This window comes from Amycolatopsis sp. NPDC028719 (assembly GCF_055565395.1).
Genome location: NZ_JBVHUL010000004.1, coordinates 463,905 through 481,486, shown reverse-complemented (window position 1 = coordinate 481,486; position 17,582 = coordinate 463,905). Strand labels below are relative to the sequence as shown.

At 70.4% G+C, this 17,582-nt stretch carries 16 protein-coding genes; 8 read left to right on the top strand and 8 right to left on the bottom strand.

The features are described 5' to 3' along the window. Nucleotides 1–7 precede the first annotated feature (7 nt). Nucleotides 8–430 carry a hypothetical protein gene (locus tag ACZ4TR_RS20750; RefSeq protein ID WP_465288556.1) on the top strand — a complete coding sequence of 141 codons (423 nt, stop codon included), beginning with the start codon at nt 8–10 and terminating at the stop codon, nt 428–430. Here the strand turns inward: ACZ4TR_RS20750 and ACZ4TR_RS20745 are convergent. Together ACZ4TR_RS20745 and ACZ4TR_RS20740 are read right to left on the bottom strand one after the other, a co-directional pair. Continuing rightward, complete coding sequence (locus ACZ4TR_RS20745) at nt 427–2,052, bottom strand: DUF885 domain-containing protein (protein WP_465288555.1); 1,626 nt, start codon at nt 2,050–2,052, stop codon at nt 427–429. The two genes, ACZ4TR_RS20750 and ACZ4TR_RS20745, sit on opposite strands and share 4 nt — an antisense overlap. A 64-nt stretch (nt 2,053–2,116) precedes the next feature. Beyond that, on the bottom strand, nt 2,117–4,708 hold the full coding sequence (locus tag ACZ4TR_RS20740; protein WP_465288964.1) for a glycoside hydrolase family 3 protein: 2,592 nt from the start codon (nt 4,706–4,708) through the stop codon (nt 2,117–2,119). 251 nt (nt 4,709–4,959) lie between these two features. Here ACZ4TR_RS20740 and ACZ4TR_RS20735 point away from each other — a divergent pair, with 251 nt between their 5' ends. Next, nucleotides 4,960–5,388, top strand: coding sequence for a GNAT family N-acetyltransferase (locus tag ACZ4TR_RS20735; RefSeq protein ID WP_465288554.1), 429 nt, complete (start codon nt 4,960–4,962; stop codon nt 5,386–5,388). A gap of 185 nt (nt 5,389–5,573) precedes the next feature. On the opposite strand, the gene ACZ4TR_RS20730 is transcribed toward ACZ4TR_RS20735, so the two are convergent. Further along, the gene (locus ACZ4TR_RS20730) at nt 5,574–6,011 is read right to left on the bottom strand and encodes an Lrp/AsnC family transcriptional regulator (RefSeq protein WP_465288963.1); all 438 of its coding nucleotides are present in this window, start codon (nt 6,009–6,011) and stop codon (nt 5,574–5,576) included. Between the two features lie 173 nt (nt 6,012–6,184). Between ACZ4TR_RS20730 and pdhA the strand changes: the two genes are divergently transcribed. Genes pdhA through ACZ4TR_RS20700 form a run of 6 tightly spaced genes read left to right on the top strand, consistent with a single transcriptional unit; the run spans nt 6,185 to nt 12,115 of the window. Further along, on the top strand, nt 6,185–7,255 hold the full coding sequence (gene pdhA / locus ACZ4TR_RS20725) for a pyruvate dehydrogenase (acetyl-transferring) E1 component subunit alpha (protein WP_465288553.1): 1,071 nt from the start codon (nt 6,185–6,187) through the stop codon (nt 7,253–7,255). Beyond that, on the top strand, nt 7,255–8,250 hold the full coding sequence (locus ACZ4TR_RS20720) for an alpha-ketoacid dehydrogenase subunit beta (protein WP_465288552.1): 996 nt from the start codon (nt 7,255–7,257) through the stop codon (nt 8,248–8,250). The genes pdhA and ACZ4TR_RS20720 overlap by 1 nt, the downstream gene beginning before the upstream one ends. Continuing rightward, complete coding sequence (locus ACZ4TR_RS20715) at nt 8,243–9,442, top strand: dihydrolipoamide acetyltransferase family protein (protein WP_465288551.1); 1,200 nt, start codon at nt 8,243–8,245, stop codon at nt 9,440–9,442. The genes ACZ4TR_RS20720 and ACZ4TR_RS20715 overlap by 8 nt, the downstream gene beginning before the upstream one ends. Nucleotides 9,443–9,497: 55 nt before the next feature. Further along, nucleotides 9,498–10,046 carry a hypothetical protein gene (locus tag ACZ4TR_RS20710; protein WP_465288550.1) on the top strand — a complete coding sequence of 183 codons (549 nt, stop codon included), beginning with the start codon at nt 9,498–9,500 and terminating at the stop codon, nt 10,044–10,046. Then, a complete protein-coding gene (locus ACZ4TR_RS20705; protein ID WP_465288549.1) occupies nt 10,043–11,029 on the top strand; it encodes a hypothetical protein in 987 nt (328 codons plus the stop codon). Before ACZ4TR_RS20710 ends, ACZ4TR_RS20705 begins: the two co-directional genes overlap by 4 nt. Nucleotides 11,030–11,074: 45 nt before the next feature. Then, a complete protein-coding gene (locus ACZ4TR_RS20700; RefSeq protein WP_465288548.1) occupies nt 11,075–12,115 on the top strand; it encodes a class I SAM-dependent methyltransferase in 1,041 nt (346 codons plus the stop codon). Between the two features lie 5 nt (nt 12,116–12,120). On the opposite strand, the gene ACZ4TR_RS20695 is transcribed toward ACZ4TR_RS20700, so the two are convergent. The 5 genes from ACZ4TR_RS20695 to ACZ4TR_RS20675 form a co-directional block, all read right to left on the bottom strand. Continuing rightward, nucleotides 12,121–12,621 carry a putative immunity protein gene (locus tag ACZ4TR_RS20695; RefSeq protein ID WP_465288547.1) on the bottom strand — a complete coding sequence of 167 codons (501 nt, stop codon included), beginning with the start codon at nt 12,619–12,621 and terminating at the stop codon, nt 12,121–12,123. 38 nt (nt 12,622–12,659) lie between these two features. Continuing rightward, nucleotides 12,660–13,802 (bottom strand): NAD(P)/FAD-dependent oxidoreductase, encoded by a 1,143-nt coding sequence (locus tag ACZ4TR_RS20690; protein WP_465288546.1) that lies wholly within the window; start codon nt 13,800–13,802, stop codon nt 12,660–12,662. Then, nucleotides 13,799–14,119 (bottom strand): bifunctional 3-phenylpropionate/cinnamic acid dioxygenase ferredoxin subunit, encoded by a 321-nt coding sequence (locus tag ACZ4TR_RS20685; RefSeq protein WP_364519018.1) that lies wholly within the window; start codon nt 14,117–14,119, stop codon nt 13,799–13,801. The genes ACZ4TR_RS20690 and ACZ4TR_RS20685 overlap by 4 nt, the downstream gene beginning before the upstream one ends. A 213-nt stretch (nt 14,120–14,332) precedes the next feature. Further along, complete coding sequence (gene betA / locus ACZ4TR_RS20680) at nt 14,333–15,994, bottom strand: choline dehydrogenase (protein WP_465288545.1); 1,662 nt, start codon at nt 15,992–15,994, stop codon at nt 14,333–14,335. A gap of 9 nt (nt 15,995–16,003) precedes the next feature. After that, nucleotides 16,004–17,563: an amino acid permease gene (locus tag ACZ4TR_RS20675; protein ID WP_364519014.1), complete on the bottom strand. Its 1,560-nt coding sequence runs from the start codon at nt 17,561–17,563 to the stop codon at nt 16,004–16,006. Between the last annotated feature and the right edge of the window lie 19 nt (nt 17,564–17,582).

Here is a 17,582-nt window from a genome sequence, read left to right as displayed (position 1 = left end):
CCAGCCGATGCGTCTTTTCCGCGCCACCGCCGCCCTGTCCGCCGTGCTCGCGCTCGCCGCGTGCGGGGTGCCCGTCGCCGGCCACGCCGTTCCGGCAGGCATCCAGACGGTGGTCACCACGGCACCGAGCACCCCGACCGTCACCGTGTCACCACCACCGGCGCCGGTGATCGTGACCACCACCGCGGCCCCGCCGAAGGTGTACGCCCCCGCGGGCAGCCAGTGGTACGCCCAGTCGAGCTGGATCTACGCCCAGCCGTGGATCGCGATCACCCCGGCGGCCGGGCAGACGCCGTGCCAGTGGCTCTACGCGCGCGGCTACAGCTACGCGCAGGCCTACGCGGCCTGGGCGCAGAACGGCTACCCGGCGAGCTGGTCGGCCACCGGCGACGGCTACCCGTGCCAGAAGTCCTACGGCATGCAGCACTAGCCGGCCCAGGCGCGGACCACGTCGTCCAGGACCTTCAGCGGCAGCGGGCCGCCGCCGAGGACCACGTCGTGGAAGTCCTTGATGTCGAACGCTTTCCCGAGCTTCTCCTCGGCGAACCGGCGCAGGCGCAGGATTTCCAGCCGGCCGGTCATGTACGCCAGCGCCTGGCCGGGGGATTCGATGTAGCGGTCCGTCTCGGATTGGACCTCGACCTCGCTCAGCACGGTGTGCGTGCGCAGGAACTCGACGCACTGCTCGCGCGTCCAGCGCAGGGCGTGCAGGCCCGTGTCGACCACCAGCCGCGCGGCGCGGACCGAGTCCTCGGCGACCATGCCGAGCCGCATGACCTCGCTGGAGAACAGGCCCATCTCGTCGGCGAGCCGCTCGGTGTAGAGGGCCCAGCCCTCGCTGTAGGCGGTGATCAGCGCGATCCGCCGCAGCTGCGGCAACCCGGTCAGTTCCTGCGCCAGCGACTCCGCGAAGTGGTGGCCCGGCACCGCTTCGTGGAACGCCACCGTCTCGGCGACGAACCGGTCGCGCGTGCGCACCTCGTGCGTGTTGGTGAAGTAGACGCCCGGCCGCGAACCGTCGAGCGCGGGCGGCATGTAGTACGCCGCCGCGGCGACCGGTGCTTCGGCGTCCGGGACCGCCCGCACGACGCACTCGGCTTCCGGCACCCGGGGAAACCAGTCCGGCGCGGCGGCGGTCGCGCGGGCGACGGCGGCGCGCGCGGTTTCGAGCATTTCCTCGGCGTCGCGCCAGCGGAGGCTTTCGTCGCTGCGCAGCCGGCGACGCACCTCGACCGGGTCGGTCAGCCCGAATACGCGGCCACCGAGCTCGGCGTACTCGGCTTCGAGCCCGGCGAGCACGTCGAGGCCCAGCCGGTGCAGCTCTTCGGGCGCGTGGTCGGTGGTCGTGTGCATGCGCGCCAACGCCGCGTAGTGCGCCTCGCCGTCTTCCAGCCAGCAGAGTCCCGGTCGGTCGTCGGGCCCGCCGTGCCCGGCGACTTCGGTCGCGAGAAACTCGCGGTAGCGCGCCAGGGCGGGCCGGACGGCCTCGGCCACCAATCGATCGCGGCACTCGCCCCGGTCCCCGGTCAGCGGCTGGGGGAACGGCTGCTCCTGCGCCAGGAACCGGTCGAGGAACGCGACGGCGTTGTGAGCCATCCGGTCGACCGGCGTCCGCCCGGCGCGCAGGCCGCCGCGGTGGCGCCGCGCCAAGGCTTCGTAGAAGGCGGGCATCGCGGCGAGCCGGGTGAGGAAATCCTCCTCGGCCTGTTCGCCGGAGGGGGTGAGCTGCGGCAGGAAGGCGAGGTGGTTGATCCCGACGGCGAACAGCGGGTCGGCGAGGGTGAACTCGACGTCGTTCGCGTCGAGCCGTGCGAGCACGGCTTCCGCTTGCTGCGTGACGACGCCGAGCGTGACCCGGTCGGCGTCCGCCGAAGCCCGGGCCCGAGCGAGGATGCCGGCGGCCCGTGCGCGAAGCCGCTCGTGGCCGGCTTCGCTCGGGTCAGGCAGCTCGGCGTCGTGGCCGGGGACGCCCACGAAGGTCGCCTCGAGCGGCGTCCAGGTGCCCAGCACGTCCAGCAGTTCGTCGGCGAGCGCGATCGCTTCGGAGGTCATCGCCCCAGTCTGTCGCATCAAACGAAACCGGGCCGGGAGCTTCCGCTCCCGGCCCGGCCGGTACCTAGGTCAAACTCGAACAAGGTCTCGCATCAGGATCCTTGGCCCCGTTGGGGACCCACCGCACGTTCGCGAACGACGCCTGGAACGCGGCGTCGGTGTAGACCAGGAACGGCGTGTTGATGTGCTCGAAGTCCAGCCCGTTGTTGAAGCAGGACAACGGGATCTTGACCGTCGTCTTCGGGCCGCCCGCCAGGTCGGTGAACAGCTTCGTCGCGTTCACCTCCGAGAAGCACGGGTAGACGCAGTGCATGCTGATCACCGTCCGGTTGACCGGCGCCTGCTGCACGGTGGTGTCGAACTCGAGCGCCCCGTCCGCGTTCAGGTAGCTGCGCAGGTCGTTCGTGCCCGCCGGGTTCTGCAGGTAGAACTGGGCCGCGCCGGTGCCCGTCCAGGTCGTCTTCAGGCCGTCGCCCTGCACGTTGACGTCCGTCGGGACGGTCGTGATCTCGGGGTGCTCGGCCGTGCCGTCCGGGCCGATCTCCGTGCCGCCCCAGTTCGAAGCCGAGCCGATGAAGCTCTTGTACGGCGCGACGTCGGTGCGGTCGTAGATCGACAGGTCCTCGGTCGCCGTCCCGCCGCCACCGGTGGATCCACAGGTCGCCGGGCCGGGGGTCTCGTCCAGCCGGCCGATCGTGGTGCGCTGGCCCGACTTCAGGCCGTAGCCCAGCTTGAACAGCGGGTCGTAGTCCGGCGACCACGGGTTGAGCGGCGACTGGCACGCGCTCTTCGGCCACGAGTACGACAGCGTGCCCTGGTAACCGGTGCCGTCCTTGCCCTTGACCAGCATGTCGGCGACGCCGCCGCCCTCGGTGCCGGGCAGCCAGGCCGCCACGAACGCGTCGGAGCGGTTGATCTCCTTGTTCATGTACAGCGGGCGGCCGCCGACGTAGACCGTGACGACCGGGGTGCCCTTGCCGCTGACCTTGTCCAGCACGGCCAGGTCCTCGGGGTAGAGCTTCGACGCCTCGAGGGTCTTGCGGGTCAGGTCGCCGACGCCCTCGGCGTACGGCGTCTCACCGATGACGGCGATGACGGCGTCGTAGCCCTTCGGGTCGATGTCGCCCTTTTCGTCAAAGGTGACGTTCGCGTCGCCGAGGTCCTGCTTGATGCCGGTCAGGATCGAGGTGGCGTTCGGGAAGTCGGCGTTGGTGTTGCCGGTGCCCTGCCAGCTCAGCGTCCAGCCGCCGGTCTGGTTCTGGATGTTGTCGGCGCTCTTGCCGACCACCAGCACCTTCGACTTCGGCTTGAGCGGCAGCACGTTGCCGTTGTTCTTCAGCAGCGTCTGCGACTCGCGCGCGGCGTCGCGGGCCAGCCAGTTGTCCTTCAGCGCCTCGTCGGAGTTCGCGTAGGAGCGGTCGGAGGGCTTCTGCGACTCGAACAGGCCGTCCCGGATCTTGACGCGCAGGATGCGGGTGACGGCGTCGTCGATCCGCGCCATCGGGATCTGGCCGTCCTTGACCTGGGCGATCGTGTTGGTGATGAACGCCTTCCAGTCGGCCGGCACCATCACGATGTCGATGCCGGCGTTGATCGCCTGCGGGCACGAGGAGTTCGTGCAGCCGGTGACCTGGCCGATGCCGTTCCAGTCCGACACGACGAGGCCGTCGAAGCCCATCTTGCCCTTGAGGATCTGGTTCATCGCCTTGTCGCTGCCGTGCAGCTTGCCCTCGTTGATGCCGAGGTCGGCGTTGGTCCAGCTGTTGAACGACACCATGACGGTCTGGGTGCCGGCGGCGAGCGCGCCGTAGTAGCCCTGGCCGTGGATGTTGATCATGTCGGCCTCGGACGAGGGGTTGACGCCCTGGTCCTGGCCCTTGAGCGTGCCGCCGTCGCCGATGAAGTGCTTGGCGGTGGCGATCACGCCGTTGTAGCCGATGCGCTTGGTGGCGCCGTCCTGGAGACCGTTGATGGCCTCGAAGCCGTAGGAACGCGTGATGCGCGGGTCCTCGGAGAAGCCTTCGTAGGTGCGGCCCCAGCGGTCGTCCTGGACGACGGCGAGGGTGGGCGAAAAGGCCCAGTCCTGGCCGGTGGCGCGGATCTGCCGGGCGGTCGCGCCGGCGACGTCACGCACCAGGCACGGGTCGTGCGCCGCGCCGAGACCGATGTTGTGGGGGAACACGGTCGCGCCGTAGACGTTGTTGTTGCCGTGCACCGCGTCGATGCCCCAGATGACGGGGATCTTGGTGCGGCTGGTCTTCGAGGCGTTCCAGTAGGCGTCGGCGAGGTTCAGCCAGTCCTGCTGGGTGGCGTGCTTGTTGCCGCCGGGCCACGCGCCGCCGCCGTTGAGGACGGAGCCGATGGCGTACTGCTTGACCTCGTCGGGGGTGATCGAGGTGATCTCGGGCTGCGTCATCTGCCCGACCTTTTCCTCGAGGGTCATGCCCGCGAGGATCTGGGCGATGCGCGCCTCGTCGTCGGCCTTGCCCTTGAAGCGGCTGACGACCTTGGGCCAGTCGGCCAGGGTCGGCAGGCTCTTTTCGATCTTGGCGCAGCCGTCCTTGTCCTTGGCGGGCTGGCCGATCACGGGCTGTGGTGGCTCGGCGGCTTGGGCGGGTGCGGCTTGCGCGACCCCACCCAGCAGGCTCAGGCTCATCAGGGTGACGAGCGAACTTCGGCGCGCACGGGACCACGCGCGTGATCTTCTGGCCATGGTCTGGTCCATTCTGCGGTGAACGGCGGCGGACCGGCCGATCCTCACCGGGCGAAGGGGACGGCGTCAATAGTTTCGGGCGGTTGAGGGTCTAGTTAATTCTCGACATAAAATAAGAGTCGTCCGGCGACCGGGTACCGCTAGCGCGTGGCGCGCTTGCGGTCAAGGGTGCTGCGGGGCAAAGGTGGTGCCCCATGGACATCCGCCGGGTGGCCGCACTCGCCCCGCTCCTGGCGGCGGGGCACCTGTTCGACGACCCGCCGATCCCGTCCGCGGCCGCGCGCTTCCTCGAGTCGCCGGGGCACCACCTGCTGATCGCGTACGTGAACGAGGAGCCGGCGGGCATGGTGACGGGCGTCGAGACGACGCACCCGGACAAGGGGACCGAGATGTTCCTGTACGAGCTGGGGGTCGACTCGCCGTTCCGGGGCCGGGGGATCGGCCGGGCTCTGGTGACGGCGCTGGCGGACGTGGCCCGGGACCGCGGGTGTTACGGCATGTGGGTGGTGACGGAGGGGGACAACACCGCGGCCGCGGCTACCTACCGCGGGGCCGGCGGGGTCGCGGAGGAAGGCCAGACGGTGCTGGTGTGGACCTTCGGCCAGCCCGAGTCGACTCCCTGAACACGCGAGCCGACCCTCCAATCACGCGAGTCGACCCTTGAGGTGCGCGAGCCGACCGTCTGAGTACGCGAGCCGTCCCACCTGATGCCCGGAACTCGCGTGATCAGGCGGGCATCTCGCGTGATCGGAGGGGCATCTCGCGTGATTGAGGGGGCATCTCGCGTGACTGGTGGGGCGACACGGCGTCAGCTCAGTACCGAGCCCGGCAGTTCCTCGAAGATCAGCCACGTCCGCGTCGACCGCACGCCCTCCAGGGCCTGCAGCCGCTCCAGGACGACGTCCCGGAGCGTCTGGTTGTCCGGCGTCCGGACCAGCAGCAGGATGTCGAAGTCGCCGCCGACCAGGGCCACGTGGTCGACGTACGGGATCTCGTGCAGGTCCGTCGCCATCGTGCGCCACGACGTCTGCTCCACCGTCACCATGATGTACGCCGACGTGCCCAGTCCGGCCCGGCGCGGGTCGATCCGCGCGCCGAAGCCCGTGATCACCCCTTCCGCCATCAACCGCTCCAACCGCGCGTACGCGTTCGTGCGCGAGATGTGCAGCTTCTCGGCCAGCGCGCGGACCGCCAGGCGGCCGTCCGAAGACAGCTCCGCCAGCATCGCCCGGTCGACCTCGTCCAGGGCCGGGACCGTTCGTCCCGGAAGCGCCCCCTGGGTCGGCGCGTCGTTGGACGGTTGGTCATCAGAAGGCACCAACGCAGACCGTTTGTCGCTCATTTCCGCGAACCCTTGAACAGACGATCACCAGGAACGACCATTTCAGCATCATATGTCTGCGAGAGGTGGTGTGCGCCATGGCCGTGGAGACCCTGCTGCCGTCCGTGTCGCCGGTGCGGTTCGTCGCCGAGGACGGGACGCGCGCCGACCAGCACGGCGAGTACGCCGAGCCTGCGAAGGACCGCCTGAAAGCCGCTTACCGGCTGATGGTCCTGGGCCGCCGGTTCGACGTCCAGGCGACCGCGCTCACCAAGCAGGGCCGCCTCGCCGTCTACCCCTCCAGCGCCGGCCAGGAGGCCTGCCAGGTCGCCGCCGCGCTCGCCCTGCAGGACAACGACTGGCTCTTCCCCACCTACCGGGACTCCGTCGCTCTCGTCGCGCGCGGCCTGGAGCCCGGCGAAGTCCTGACGCTGCTTCGCGGCGACGCGCACTGCGGCTACAACCCCACCGAGACGCGCGTAGCGCCCCAGTGCACTCCGCTTGCGACGCAGACTCTGCACGCCGCCGGTCTCGCGCACGCGATGCAGCGACGCGGCGAAGACGCCGTCGCGCTCGCGATGATCGGGGACGGCGCCACCAGCGAAGGTGACTTCCACGAGGCGCTCAACTTCGCCGCCGTCTTCAAGGCGCCCGTGGTGTTCTTCGTGCAGAACAACGGCTACGCCATCTCCGTCCCCTTCGAGAAGCAGAGCGCGGCGCCCGCGTTGGCCTACAAGGGAATCGGCTACGGCATGCGCTCGGAGCAGGTCGACGGCAACGACGCTGTCGCGGTCCTCGCCGTCCTCGACGACGCGGTGAAATACGCCCGCGAAGGCAAGGGCCCGGTCCTCGTCGAGGCCCACACCTACCGCATCGACGCCCACACCAACGCCGACGACGCCAGCCGCTACCGCGACGCGGACGAAGTCGCGAAGTGGCGCGAAGCGGACCCGCTCAAGCGCCTCGAGACCTACCTCGGGGACGCCCTCACCGAGAACGAAATCGAGCTCTGCCACGCCGAAGCCGAGGAGTTCGCCCAGTCCGTCCGCGACACCCTGAACGCCGACGCCGAGCTCGACCCGATGTCGCTGTTCGACCACGTCTACGCCGAGCCGACCCGCCAGCTGCAGCGCCAGCGGGCGATGGTCGCGGCCGAACTGGAGGCCTGATGACGACCACGATGGCGCAGGCGCTCAACGCGGCCCTGCGGGACGCGCTCAAGGACGACGACCGGGTGCTCGTGTTCGGCGAGGACGTCGGCACGCTCGGCGGCGTCTTCCGCGTCACCGACGGCATCACCGCCGACTTCGGCGAAGACCGCTGCTTCGACACGCCGCTGGCCGAGTCCGGCATCGTCGGGTTCGCCGTCGGGATGGCGATGGGCGGCTTCCGCCCGGTCGTCGAGATGCAGTTCGACGCCTTCGCCTATCCGGCGTTCGAGCAGATCACCTCGCACGTGGCGAAGCTGCGCAACCGCACCCGCGGCGCGCTCTCGCTGCCGATGGTGATCCGCATTCCCTACGCCGGCGGCATCGGCGGCGTAGAGCACCACTGCGACTCCAGCGAGGTCTACTACACGCACACGCCGGGCCTGCGCGTCGTCACGCCGGGCACCGCGCAGGACGCCTACGACCTGCTCCGCGACGCCATCGAGTCGCCGGACCCGGTCGTCTTCCTCGAGCCCAAGGCCCGTTACTGGTCGGGCGAGGACGTCACCTTCACCCGGAACGGCCCGGCCATGGACAAGGCCGTGGTGCGGCGGCAGGGCAACGACGTCACGCTCATCGCGTACGGCCCGATGGTCGCCACCGCGATGGAAACCGCCGAAGCCGCGACGGCCGAGGGCTGGGACGTCGAAGTCGTCGACCTGCGCTCGCTGTCGCCGTTCGACGACGAGACCGTGACGGCGTCCGTGCGCCGCACCGGCCGGGCCGTCGTGGTGCACGAGGCCGCCGGCTTCGGCGGCTACGGCGCCGAGGTCGTCGCTCGCGTCACGGAGCAGTGCTTCCACCAGCTGCACGCGCCGGTGCTGCGCGTGACCGGGCTCGACATCCCGTACCCGGCGCCGAAGCTGGAGCGGCACATGCTGCCCGACGTCGACCGGATCCTCGACACGATCGCGCGCCTGCAGTGGAACGACACCCCGGTGGTGGCCGGTGCCTGACTTCCTCCTGCCCGACCTCGGAGAGGGCCTGACCGAGGCGGCGATCCTCAACTGGCACGTCAACGTCGGCGACACGGTCAAGGTCGACCAGATCGTCGTCGAGGTCGAGACGGCGAAGGCGGCGGTCGAGGTGCCCGTGCCGTTCGCGGGCGTCGTGTCGGCGCTGCACGGCGAGCCGGGGCAGCTGCTGCCGGTCGGCGCGCCGCTGCTGTCCGTCGGCGGGTTCGCCGAGCCCGGTGTCACGACGGCAGCGGCGTCGTCGGGGAGCGGCAACGTCCTCATCGGCTACGGCACCGCGCCGGCGACCCGCCGCAAGCGCGTCCGCCGCGTCGAAGCGCCCGCGCCGAAGGCCAAGGCGCCCGGCGTGATCTCTCCGTTCGTGCGGAAGCTGGCTTCCGACAACGGGATCGACCTCGCCCGGCTCACCCCGAGCGGCCCCGACGGGATCATCCGCCGCGCCGACGTCGAGGCAGCCCTCAAGAACTCGACACCGAAGAAGCCCGCCGCGAAGGGCAAGCGCATTCCGCTCACCGGGGTCCGCAAAGCCGTCGCCGACAAGCTCACGACGTCCCGGCGGGAGATCCCCGAGGCCACGGTGTGGGTGGACGTCGACGCGTCCGGGCTGGTCGCCGCCCGCGCGGCCCTGAACGCCAAGACGGACCGGCCGGTCAGCCTGCTCGGGCTGATCGCGCGGTTCGCCGTCGCGGGGCTTCGCCGGTTCCCCGAACTGAATTCGCGCGTCGAGGGCGACGAAATCGTGCTGCTGGACGAGATCCATCTCGGCTTCGCGGCGCAGACCGACCGCGGGCTGGTCGTCCCGGTCGTGCGGGACGCGGGGGAGCTGTCGACCCGGGACCTCTCGGCGGCGATCGGCGACCGCGCCCGCACCGCGCGCGACGGCAAGCTGACGCCCGCGGATCTCACCGGCGGCACGTTCACCGTGAACAACTACGGCGTGTTCGGCGTCGACGGCTCGGCCGCGATCATCAACCACCCCGAGGCCGCGATCCTCGGCATCGGCCGGATCATCGACCGGCCGTGGGTGGTCGACGGCGCGCTGGCCGTGCGGAAGGTCTGCGAGCTGACGCTGGCGTTCGACCACCGAGTCTGCGACGGCGGCACGGCGGGCGGGTTCCTGCGGTTCGTCGCGGACTGCGTCGAATCGCCGGTCACGGCCCTGGGCGAGCTGTAACGACTCACCGGGCGCGTTGGCCGGTGGTGACGCTCGTGGCACTTAAAGTGTTCGCGTGACGACTCCAGCCCAGCACGACCGCGACCAGGCCGAAGCGCGCGTGGGCCGGCTCAAGCAGGACCTGCGGGACGGGCTGGCGACCCCGCCCGCGGACGTCGACGCGATGGACGAGCTCGTCGCGACGGCCCATCGCCTGCTCGATTCCGAGGTGGCGTTCGACGAGGCGAAGCACCGGCTCGCGAACGCCGAGCTCGAGTCGCGGCACGCGGCGACGCAGCGCGCGGTCGTCTACTTCGCGGCCGCGCCGGTGCTGGTGCCCCTGGCCGCCGCCGCGCTCGTGCTGTTCGACGTCCTGTCGCCGGTGTGGCTGCTCGCGCTCGTCCCGCTGTTCGCGGCGGGTGCGTGGGTCGGCTTCGGGCCGGTCCGCCGTGTCGGCGACGTCATCCGCGAGCGGACACGGGCGGCGTGGGCGGGGTCCGGCACGGCCGGGTTGCTGGTCTTGGCACTGGTCCCGTGGTCCGGGGCCGTCGTCTGCACGATCCTCATGGCCCTGGGCGTCGCGGTCACGTGCGGCCTGCTGTGGCGGGAAAGCCGGATCCCATGAGCCACGGCTACGCGACCTACGGCGACGATCCGGAGTTCACGCAGGAGTACGCCGAGCCCGTCGACTCGACGCGGCGCGACCTCGACGAGTTGTTCGCGGCGGTCGACGGGTTGCGCGCGGCCGTCGAGGAATCCGACGACCGCTTGCGCCAGGGCGTCGCCGAGCTGACCGAGCGGCTCGAGAGCGGCGGCGGTCACCGCCAGGAGGACCGGATCGACCTGCTCGGCCGCCAGCTGGAGCGGTTGCAGCAGCAGGTGCAGGCCCTCGAGCGCGCGGTCCGCGTGGCCGACGGCGTGCCGCAGATCAACCTCGACGACGTCGGCGCGGAGACCCGGGCGCTCGCGAAGGAGGCGGCGCGCTGGGACGACCTGCACAAGGAACTCGTCACAAAGGAGCAGCGCGCCCGGCACGAGCAGGAAATTCTTCGTTTGGATTCGGTGCGCGCGGCGCACGCGCAGTGCGATGCGGACCTGCTCGAGGTGATGCGCGTCCTGGCGTCGACGGACCGTGCTTCGCGGGCTCGCGGAGATGCGGAGTCCCGGTTGCGGGCGTTGTCGACGCGGCGCCGGACGCTGCTGGACGAGGAGATCCCGGCGGCGGCCGCGGCGGCGGACCAGGCGCGGCTGGCCTTGCTCGAGGCGGACGCGGTCGAGGCGCGGATCGTGCCGCAGCTGGAGCGCGCCGAGCGCGCGTGGCACGACCTGCAGGTGCGGCTGCGGACCCGGATCACGGACGCGCTGGGCTCGAACGCGCTGCTGCCGACGTGGTTCGGCCACGCTCTCGGCGTGTCCCCGCCGGCGGGTGCGTCGGGAGACGCGTGGATCCGCACGGCGGCGTCGGTGCTGGCCTACCGGGTGACGTTCGGGATCGTCGACCCGGCGTTGCCGTTGGGCCCACCGGCGGGCGAGGGCACGGACACCGGCGAGCGGCGCTGGACCTGGCGGGCGAGGCTGGAGTCCGACCTCGGCGAACTGGCCCTCTAGCGAATTCCGCCCCGGCCGGCGACGGCGATGAACTACGTTTCGATCATGTCCTACCGCGCCGCAACGGCCCACTACACGTCGCCCAAGAGGCGCGACCCGGTCAAGACGATGCTGGAAGAAATCGTCACCCACCGCGTGCTGCGTGACGCCATCACCCGGATCCGGCCCGAGCCCGGCCGGCCGCTGCGGGTGCTCGACGTCGGCTGCGGCACGGGAGACGGCCTGGCCCTGCTGACCGAGCCGCACGGCCCCCTCGCCCCGCTGACCGGCGAGAACACCCTCGACTACCTCGGGGTCGACCTCGACCCCGACATGGTCGGCACGGCACGTGCGCTCCACGCGGGACGGCCGGCCACGTTCGCCGTCGCGGACATGCGGTCCGAACTGCCCACGGGCGACTTCGACCTCTACCTGTCCTGCGGCGTGCCCTACTCCCACCTGCCCCACGAGGACGTCGTCGAGGTCCTGACCGGCCTCATGCGGCGGATCGTCGAGACCCGCGACCGCGCGGTGATCATCGTCGACGTCCTCGGCCGCTACTCGGTCGAGTGGACGCCGAAGTGGCCGGAGACCCGCTGGTCCTACAACATGAGCTTCTTCGAAGACGCGACCGAAACCCTGCACGACCAGATGAGTTTCTTCGACCGCAGGTCGCTCGACGAGGCGCTCGTCGAAGCCGCGACCCGGGCCGGAGCCCGGCTGGGCGGGACGACGTTCACCGACCGGTCCGTCCTCGCCGGCCGGCACACCGCCACCCGGTCGTTCAACCCGGCGATCCCGCCCTACCGCACCCTCCTCAACGAACTCGCCCGCGGCAGCACCGACATCGTCCCCGCGCAGCTGCGCTTCGACCCTCCCGCCGGATACGCGCCACGACAGGTCGAGCTGTTCTTCGCGGCCTTCGCCGAACGCTGGAACCGGATCATCACCACGGCCGCCCGCGACGGGCAGGGCTTGCCGTCGGCCGAGCACGCGAAGCAGCTGGCGACGGAACTGTTCGCGTGCGAACAGCAAGCGCAGCAGGGCCTCGGCGTCGGGCACTCCCTGATGGCCACCGTGGTCGTCGAACGCCCCACCAGCATCTGATCCGCTCAGGCGCGGAGGGCGGACTCCAGGCGGCGGTGCAGTTCGCCCAGGCGGGTCCGGCCGGGCTTGCCTTCCGGGAAGCGGCGCAGGATGTCCCGGACCGCCGGTGGTGCGTGGTCGAGCGCCCAGCCGATCTCGGCTTCCGCGTCGCCGCCGGCGAGTTCGTGAGCCAGCGCCGACTGCTGCGCGGGGCCGACGATGTGTTTCACCTGGTGCGGCGACTCCAGCGGGTGCAGGTAAGCCGCCCCCGCCGCACCGACGGCGGCGCGGGCCGCGGCGGCTGCCACCGCGTCGGAGGTTTCGCCGGCTGCCGCGAGCGCCGCCCAGGCGACCGTGCGAAGCAGCTTCGTGCGCGGAGCGCCCGAAGCGAACTCCTGCGCAGCCGAGATCGCTTCCCGGGGACGACGATCGCCGGGGACCCGCGACTCGTACAACGGCAACGCCCGCGAAGCGCAGTCGGCCGCCCAGCCCGTCAAGGCCCGCAGCTCGGCCAAGGTCAGCTCCATGTGCCTGAAGCGTATCTTTGAACTGCCGGTTGAGACTTTCAGGCAGCCGCCTGAACGCGAAGCGGACGTCGGAGCCGGTTGAACAGTTTCGGGTTGTTCAACGCGAACACGCCGACGGTGGCGCCTTCGCGCGCCCAGACGGCCACGAACGACGAGGACGTCGAATCGCCGTCCACGAACGAGAGCGAGTCGCCGGGACGCGGGTGGCCGGCGAGCTGCAACCGCCCCGAATACTGGTCCGACCAGACGTAACCGCTCGGCGTGTAGGTGCGCTCGGTACGGCCGGCCAGCAGGTTCGCCACCGCGACCGGCGCCTGCTCCGACGCGTTCGTCCAGTGCTCGTGCCGCCGTCCGGCGCCGTCGGCGTGATAGTGCGCGACGTCGCCGATCGCGACCACCTGGGGCAGGTCCGTGACCAGGCCGGCGTCGGTGTGGACGCCGTCGCCGACCTTCAACCCGGACCCGGCCAGCCAGTCCGTCGCGGGGGTCATGCCGACGCCCGTCACGACCACGTCGGCCGGGACGAGCGAACCGTCGGCCAGGCGGACGCCGGCCGCGTCCATGCCGGTCACCGACACCCCGCAGCGCAGGTCCGTGCCGTGGTCGGCATGCAGCCGGGCGCAGACGGCCGCCAGCTCCGGGCCCAGCACGGGCGCCAAGGGCGCGGCCAAAGCTTCCAAGACGACCACGTCGAGGCCGAGAGAACGGCACGTCGAGGCCACCTCGGCGCCGATGAACCCGGCCCCGACGATCGCCACCCGGACTCCGGGCACCAAGGCCGCGCGCAAAGCGAGGGCGTCGTCGAGCGTCCGCAGCGTGTGGGCGCCTTCGAAGCCCGGCAGCGTGCGCGCGCGGCCTCCGGTGGCGATGACGACGCCGTCCGCGTGCACGGAACCGCCGTCCGACAGCAGCACTCGACGCGCGGCCGGCTCCAGGGCCGTGGCCCGCACGCCGAGCCGGAAGTCCAGCGCCAGCGACGCGAGGTCGCCGGCGTCGAGCAGCTCCAGCGAGGCCCGCGAGGCCGTCCCGGCGAGGAACGCCTTCGACAGCGGCGGCCGGTCGTAGGGCAGGTGGGGCTCGTCGCCGATCAGCACGATGCCGCCGTCGTAGCCCTGCGCGCGCAGCTCCTGCGCGGCGCGGACCCCGGCGAGCGACGCGCCGACGACCGCGACGCGCTTCACGCGGCGTCCTCTTTCGCGGCGCTCCGCACGTAGATGACACCGTCGTCGACGACCACGGAGTACGTCCGGACCGGCTCCTTCGCGGGCAGGCAGCTCGGCATGCCCGTGCGCAGGTCGAACATCGCCGCGTGCAGCGGGCACTCGACGAAGCAGCCCTCGAGCCAGCCGTCGGCCAGGGAGGCGTCCTGGTGGGTGCACGTGTCGTCGATGGCGTACAGCTCCCCGTCTTCGGTGTGGAACACCGCGATGGCGGGAGACCCGGGGACTCGGACGGACTCACCCGGGGGCAGCTCGTCCACCGTGCACGCGCGAATCATGGGGTCCTCCGAGACTGTTGCGCATAGGGGAACATCAACTGTGATCCGCAACAAAGTCTGAATCCCGGGAAGGGCGTCGTCAAGGGGGTACGCCCCGGTAGTTTCCGCCCTGGTCACCGGACAATCCGGGCACGCCAAACCCGCCACTTTCGTCCTGAAAGTGGCGGATTTGGGGGCCGAAGGCGGAGCTTTCCCTAGGAAAGATGCATTTCGTCAGTGACGTAACGGTTCGCCGTGGCGGTAGAACGGCGTCTTGATCGGGGCGAGCGGGGTGTTGCCGAGGATGAGGTCGGCCGCCTTCTCGGCGGTCATCATCACCGGCGCGTAGATGTTGCCGTTGGGGATGTAGGGCATGACCGACGCGTCGACGACGCGCAGGCCCTCGGTGCCGTGCACCCGCATCGTCTGCGGGTCGACGACGGACATGTCGTCCACGCCCATCTTCGTCGTGCACGACGGGTGCAGCGCCGTCTCGGCGTCCTTGGCGACCCAGTCGAGGATCTCGTCATCTGTGTCCACTCGGGGCCCCGGCGAGATCTCCCCGCCGTTGTACGGCTCCAGCGCGGCCTGGTTGAGGATCTTCCGCGCCACCCGCACGGCTTCTACCCACTCGCGACGGTCGTTCTCGGTCGAGAGGTAGTTGAACTTGAGCGCCGGGTGCTGCCGCGGGTCGGTCGAGGTGATCTTCACCGAGCCGCGGGTGTCGGCGTACATCGGGCCGACGTGCACCTGGTAGCCGTGCCCTTCCGTGGGTGCCGAACCGTCGTAGCGGATCGCCACCGGCAGGAAGTGGAACATCAGGTTCGGATACTTCACCTCGTCGTTCGACCGGACGAACCCGCCGCCCTCGAAGTGGTTGGTCGCGGCCGGCCCGGAGCGCAGGAACAGCCACTGCGCGCCGATGTAGGGCCGTTTCCACTTCGCCAGCGACGGCTGCATCGACACCGGTTGCTTGCAGGCGTACTGGATGTACACCTCCAGGTGGTCCTGCAGGTTCTCGCCGACGCCCGGCAGGTCCTTCACGACGTCGATGCCGAGCTTCTCCAGGTCGGCCGCGTTGCCGACGCCGGAGAGCTGCAGCAGTTGCGGGCTGTTGATCGCGCCGCCGCAGAGGATGATCTCCTTGCCGTACACCTCACCCGGCACGCCGCGGCCTTCGGCGTACTCGACGCCGATCGCGCGGGTGCCGTCGAAGAGGATCTGTGACACGAACGCGTGCGTCTTCACCGTGAGGTTGGGCCGGTTCTCCGCCGGGTGCAGGTAGGCGCCGGCCGCGGACAGCCGCCGTCCTTTTCGGACGTTGCGGTCGAAGGCCGCGAAGCCTTCCTGCCGGTAGCCGTTGACGTCGTCGGTGCGCGGGTAGCCCGCTTGCTCGGCGGCGTCGAAGAACGCCTGGAACAAGGGATTCGAGGCCGGGCCGCGTTCCAGTTCGAGGGGTCCGTCGTGGCCGCGCCACTGCCCGTCGGGAGCGTCGGCGAGGCAGTTTTCCATGCGCTTGAAGTACGGCAGGCAGTGCGCGTAGTCCCAAGTGGACATCCCGGGGTCGCTCGCCCAGCGCTCGTAGTCCATGGGATTGCCGCGCTGGAAGATCATCCCGTTGATGCTGGACGACCCGCCGAGCACCTTGCCGCGCGCGTGGTAGATGCGGCGGCGGTTCATGTGCGGCTCGGGCTCGCTGCGGTAGCCCCAGTCGTAGAACTTCGACCCGATCGGGAAGGTCAGCGCGGCCGGCATGTGGATGAAGACGTCCCACTTGTAGTCGGACCGCCCGGCTTCCAGGACCAGGACCTTGTTCGCCGGGTCCGCGGAAAGCCGGTTCGCCAGCGCGCAGCCCGCCGAACCGCCGCCGACGATGATGAAGTCGTAGGAACTCATGCGTCCTCCTCAGCCGGGCAGGGTGTCCGGGGCGTTGTCGGGCATGTGCTCGGGGCTCGTGTGCGACGAGCCCCACGTGCCGCGCCGGACGTACAGCATGATCGCACCGATGATCACGATCAGCCCGGTGACGATCACCGCGCCCCACTGGAAGTACCAGTGGTCGTCGCCGTAGACCTCGGCGCGCGGCCAGATCAGGTTGACCGTCATCCCGGCGCCGTAGACGACCGCGACCAGGTTCACCAGCGTGCCCCAGCGGCCCAGCTTGAAGTACGGGCCGTGCCCGGGGCGCGGCCACTGTCCGCGCAGCCGGCGCAGCAGCATCGGGCCGGTGACCATCAGGTAGGGGATGTAGAACAGGATGATCGCCGTCGAGGTCAGGATGAAGAACGCGCGCTGGTTGCCGAGGTTGATCAGCAGCACCACGACGGTCAGGCCGCCGGTGAGCAGCGCCGGCAGGACCGGCGTCTTCGACCGCGGCGACACCTTCGCCATCGCCTTGCTGAACGGCAGCCGGCCGTCGCGGGCCATCGCCCACGCCATCCGGATCGCCGCGGTCTGCACGGCGAGGCAGCACACGGTGATCGCGATCGCCGAGCAGATCAGGAAGGCGTTGCCCAGTCCGGTGCCGAGCGTGCTCTTCAGCAAGTACGGCATGCCGGACGTGCTCAGCTCTTCGGCGTTGATGTCGCCCACGGCCATCATGCCGACCAGCATCACCAGGCCGCCGACGATGAACGACGCGGTGATCGCCCGCAGGATCGCGCGCGGCGCGTGCTTGCGCGGCTGGGTGGTTTCTTCGGCGAGCGAGCCCGCGGTGTCGAAGCCGTAGAAGACGTACGCGCTCATCAGCGACGCCACCAGGAACGCCCCGAGGTACCCGAGCGAGTGACCGTCACCCGTGGCGTGCGTCTCGAAGACCACCTGCGGGCCGCGCTTGATGTGGATCGCCAGCGCGATGATCAGCAGGATGACCGCGGACAGCTCCACCGCGACGCCGAAGTTGTTGATCTTCGCCATCAGCTTGACGCCGATGACGTTCACGATCGTGGCGAACACGACCAGCACCAGGGCCAGGATGATGGCGTTCTGCGCGCCGCCCGGCGTCGACGTCAGCCCGGCGTCGGAGTCGCTGCCGACGATCTGGAACGCGGTCGAGACCTGCGGCAGGATGATCTGGTAGGCGACCGCGACGGCGCCGGCCGTGACGATCGCGCCGATGATCATGATCCACCCGGCCAGCCACGACGTCGCGGGCTTCGCGATCTGTTTCGCCCATTGGTACACCGAGCCGGCGAGCGGGAACTGGCCCGCGAGTTCGGCGAAGCACAGCGCGACGGCGAGCTGGCCGATGAAGACCAGCGGCCAGGTCCAGATGAACGCCGGCCCGCCCGCGCCGAAGCCGAAGAAGAACAGCTGGAACACGCCGGTCATGATCGAGATGTAGGAGAACCCGGCGGCGAAGCTGGAGAAGGAGCCGAGGGAGCGTTCGAGTTCCTGCCGGTAACCGAACTTTTCGAGGTCGGAGCTGTCGTCGGGCGCGGCGTCCGGCTTTTCCTGCGTGGTCATCGTGGCGTCCTCACGTGGT

Bases quoted from the DNA above. Each gene is read 5' to 3' on its own strand.
- ACZ4TR_RS20700 (WP_465288548.1), top strand. From the start codon at position 11,075: ATGTCCTACCGCGCCGCAACGGCCCACTACACGTCGCCCAAGAGGCGC.
- pdhA (WP_465288553.1), top strand. From the start codon at position 6,185: ATGGCCGTGGAGACCCTGCTGCCGTCCGTGTCGCCGGTGCGGTTCGTC.
- ACZ4TR_RS20750 (WP_465288556.1), top strand. From the start codon at position 8: ATGCGTCTTTTCCGCGCCACCGCCGCCCTGTCCGCCGTGCTCGCGCTC.
- ACZ4TR_RS20720 (WP_465288552.1), top strand. From the start codon at position 7,255: ATGACGACCACGATGGCGCAGGCGCTCAACGCGGCCCTGCGGGACGCG.
- ACZ4TR_RS20740 (WP_465288964.1), bottom strand. From the start codon at position 4,708: ATGAGCCTGAGCCTGCTGGGTGGGGTCGCGCAAGCCGCACCCGCCCAA.
- ACZ4TR_RS20705 (WP_465288549.1), top strand. From the start codon at position 10,043: ATGAGCCACGGCTACGCGACCTACGGCGACGATCCGGAGTTCACGCAG.
- ACZ4TR_RS20675 (WP_364519014.1), bottom strand. From the start codon at position 17,563: ATGACCACGCAGGAAAAGCCGGACGCCGCGCCCGACGACAGCTCCGAC.
- ACZ4TR_RS20745 (WP_465288555.1), bottom strand. From the start codon at position 2,052: ATGACCTCCGAAGCGATCGCGCTCGCCGACGAACTGCTGGACGTGCTG.
- ACZ4TR_RS20695 (WP_465288547.1), bottom strand. From the start codon at position 12,621: ATGGAGCTGACCTTGGCCGAGCTGCGGGCCTTGACGGGCTGGGCGGCC.
- ACZ4TR_RS20735 (WP_465288554.1), top strand. From the start codon at position 4,960: ATGGACATCCGCCGGGTGGCCGCACTCGCCCCGCTCCTGGCGGCGGGG.
- ACZ4TR_RS20685 (WP_364519018.1), bottom strand. From the start codon at position 14,119: ATGATTCGCGCGTGCACGGTGGACGAGCTGCCCCCGGGTGAGTCCGTC.
- betA (WP_465288545.1), bottom strand. From the start codon at position 15,994: ATGAGTTCCTACGACTTCATCATCGTCGGCGGCGGTTCGGCGGGCTGC.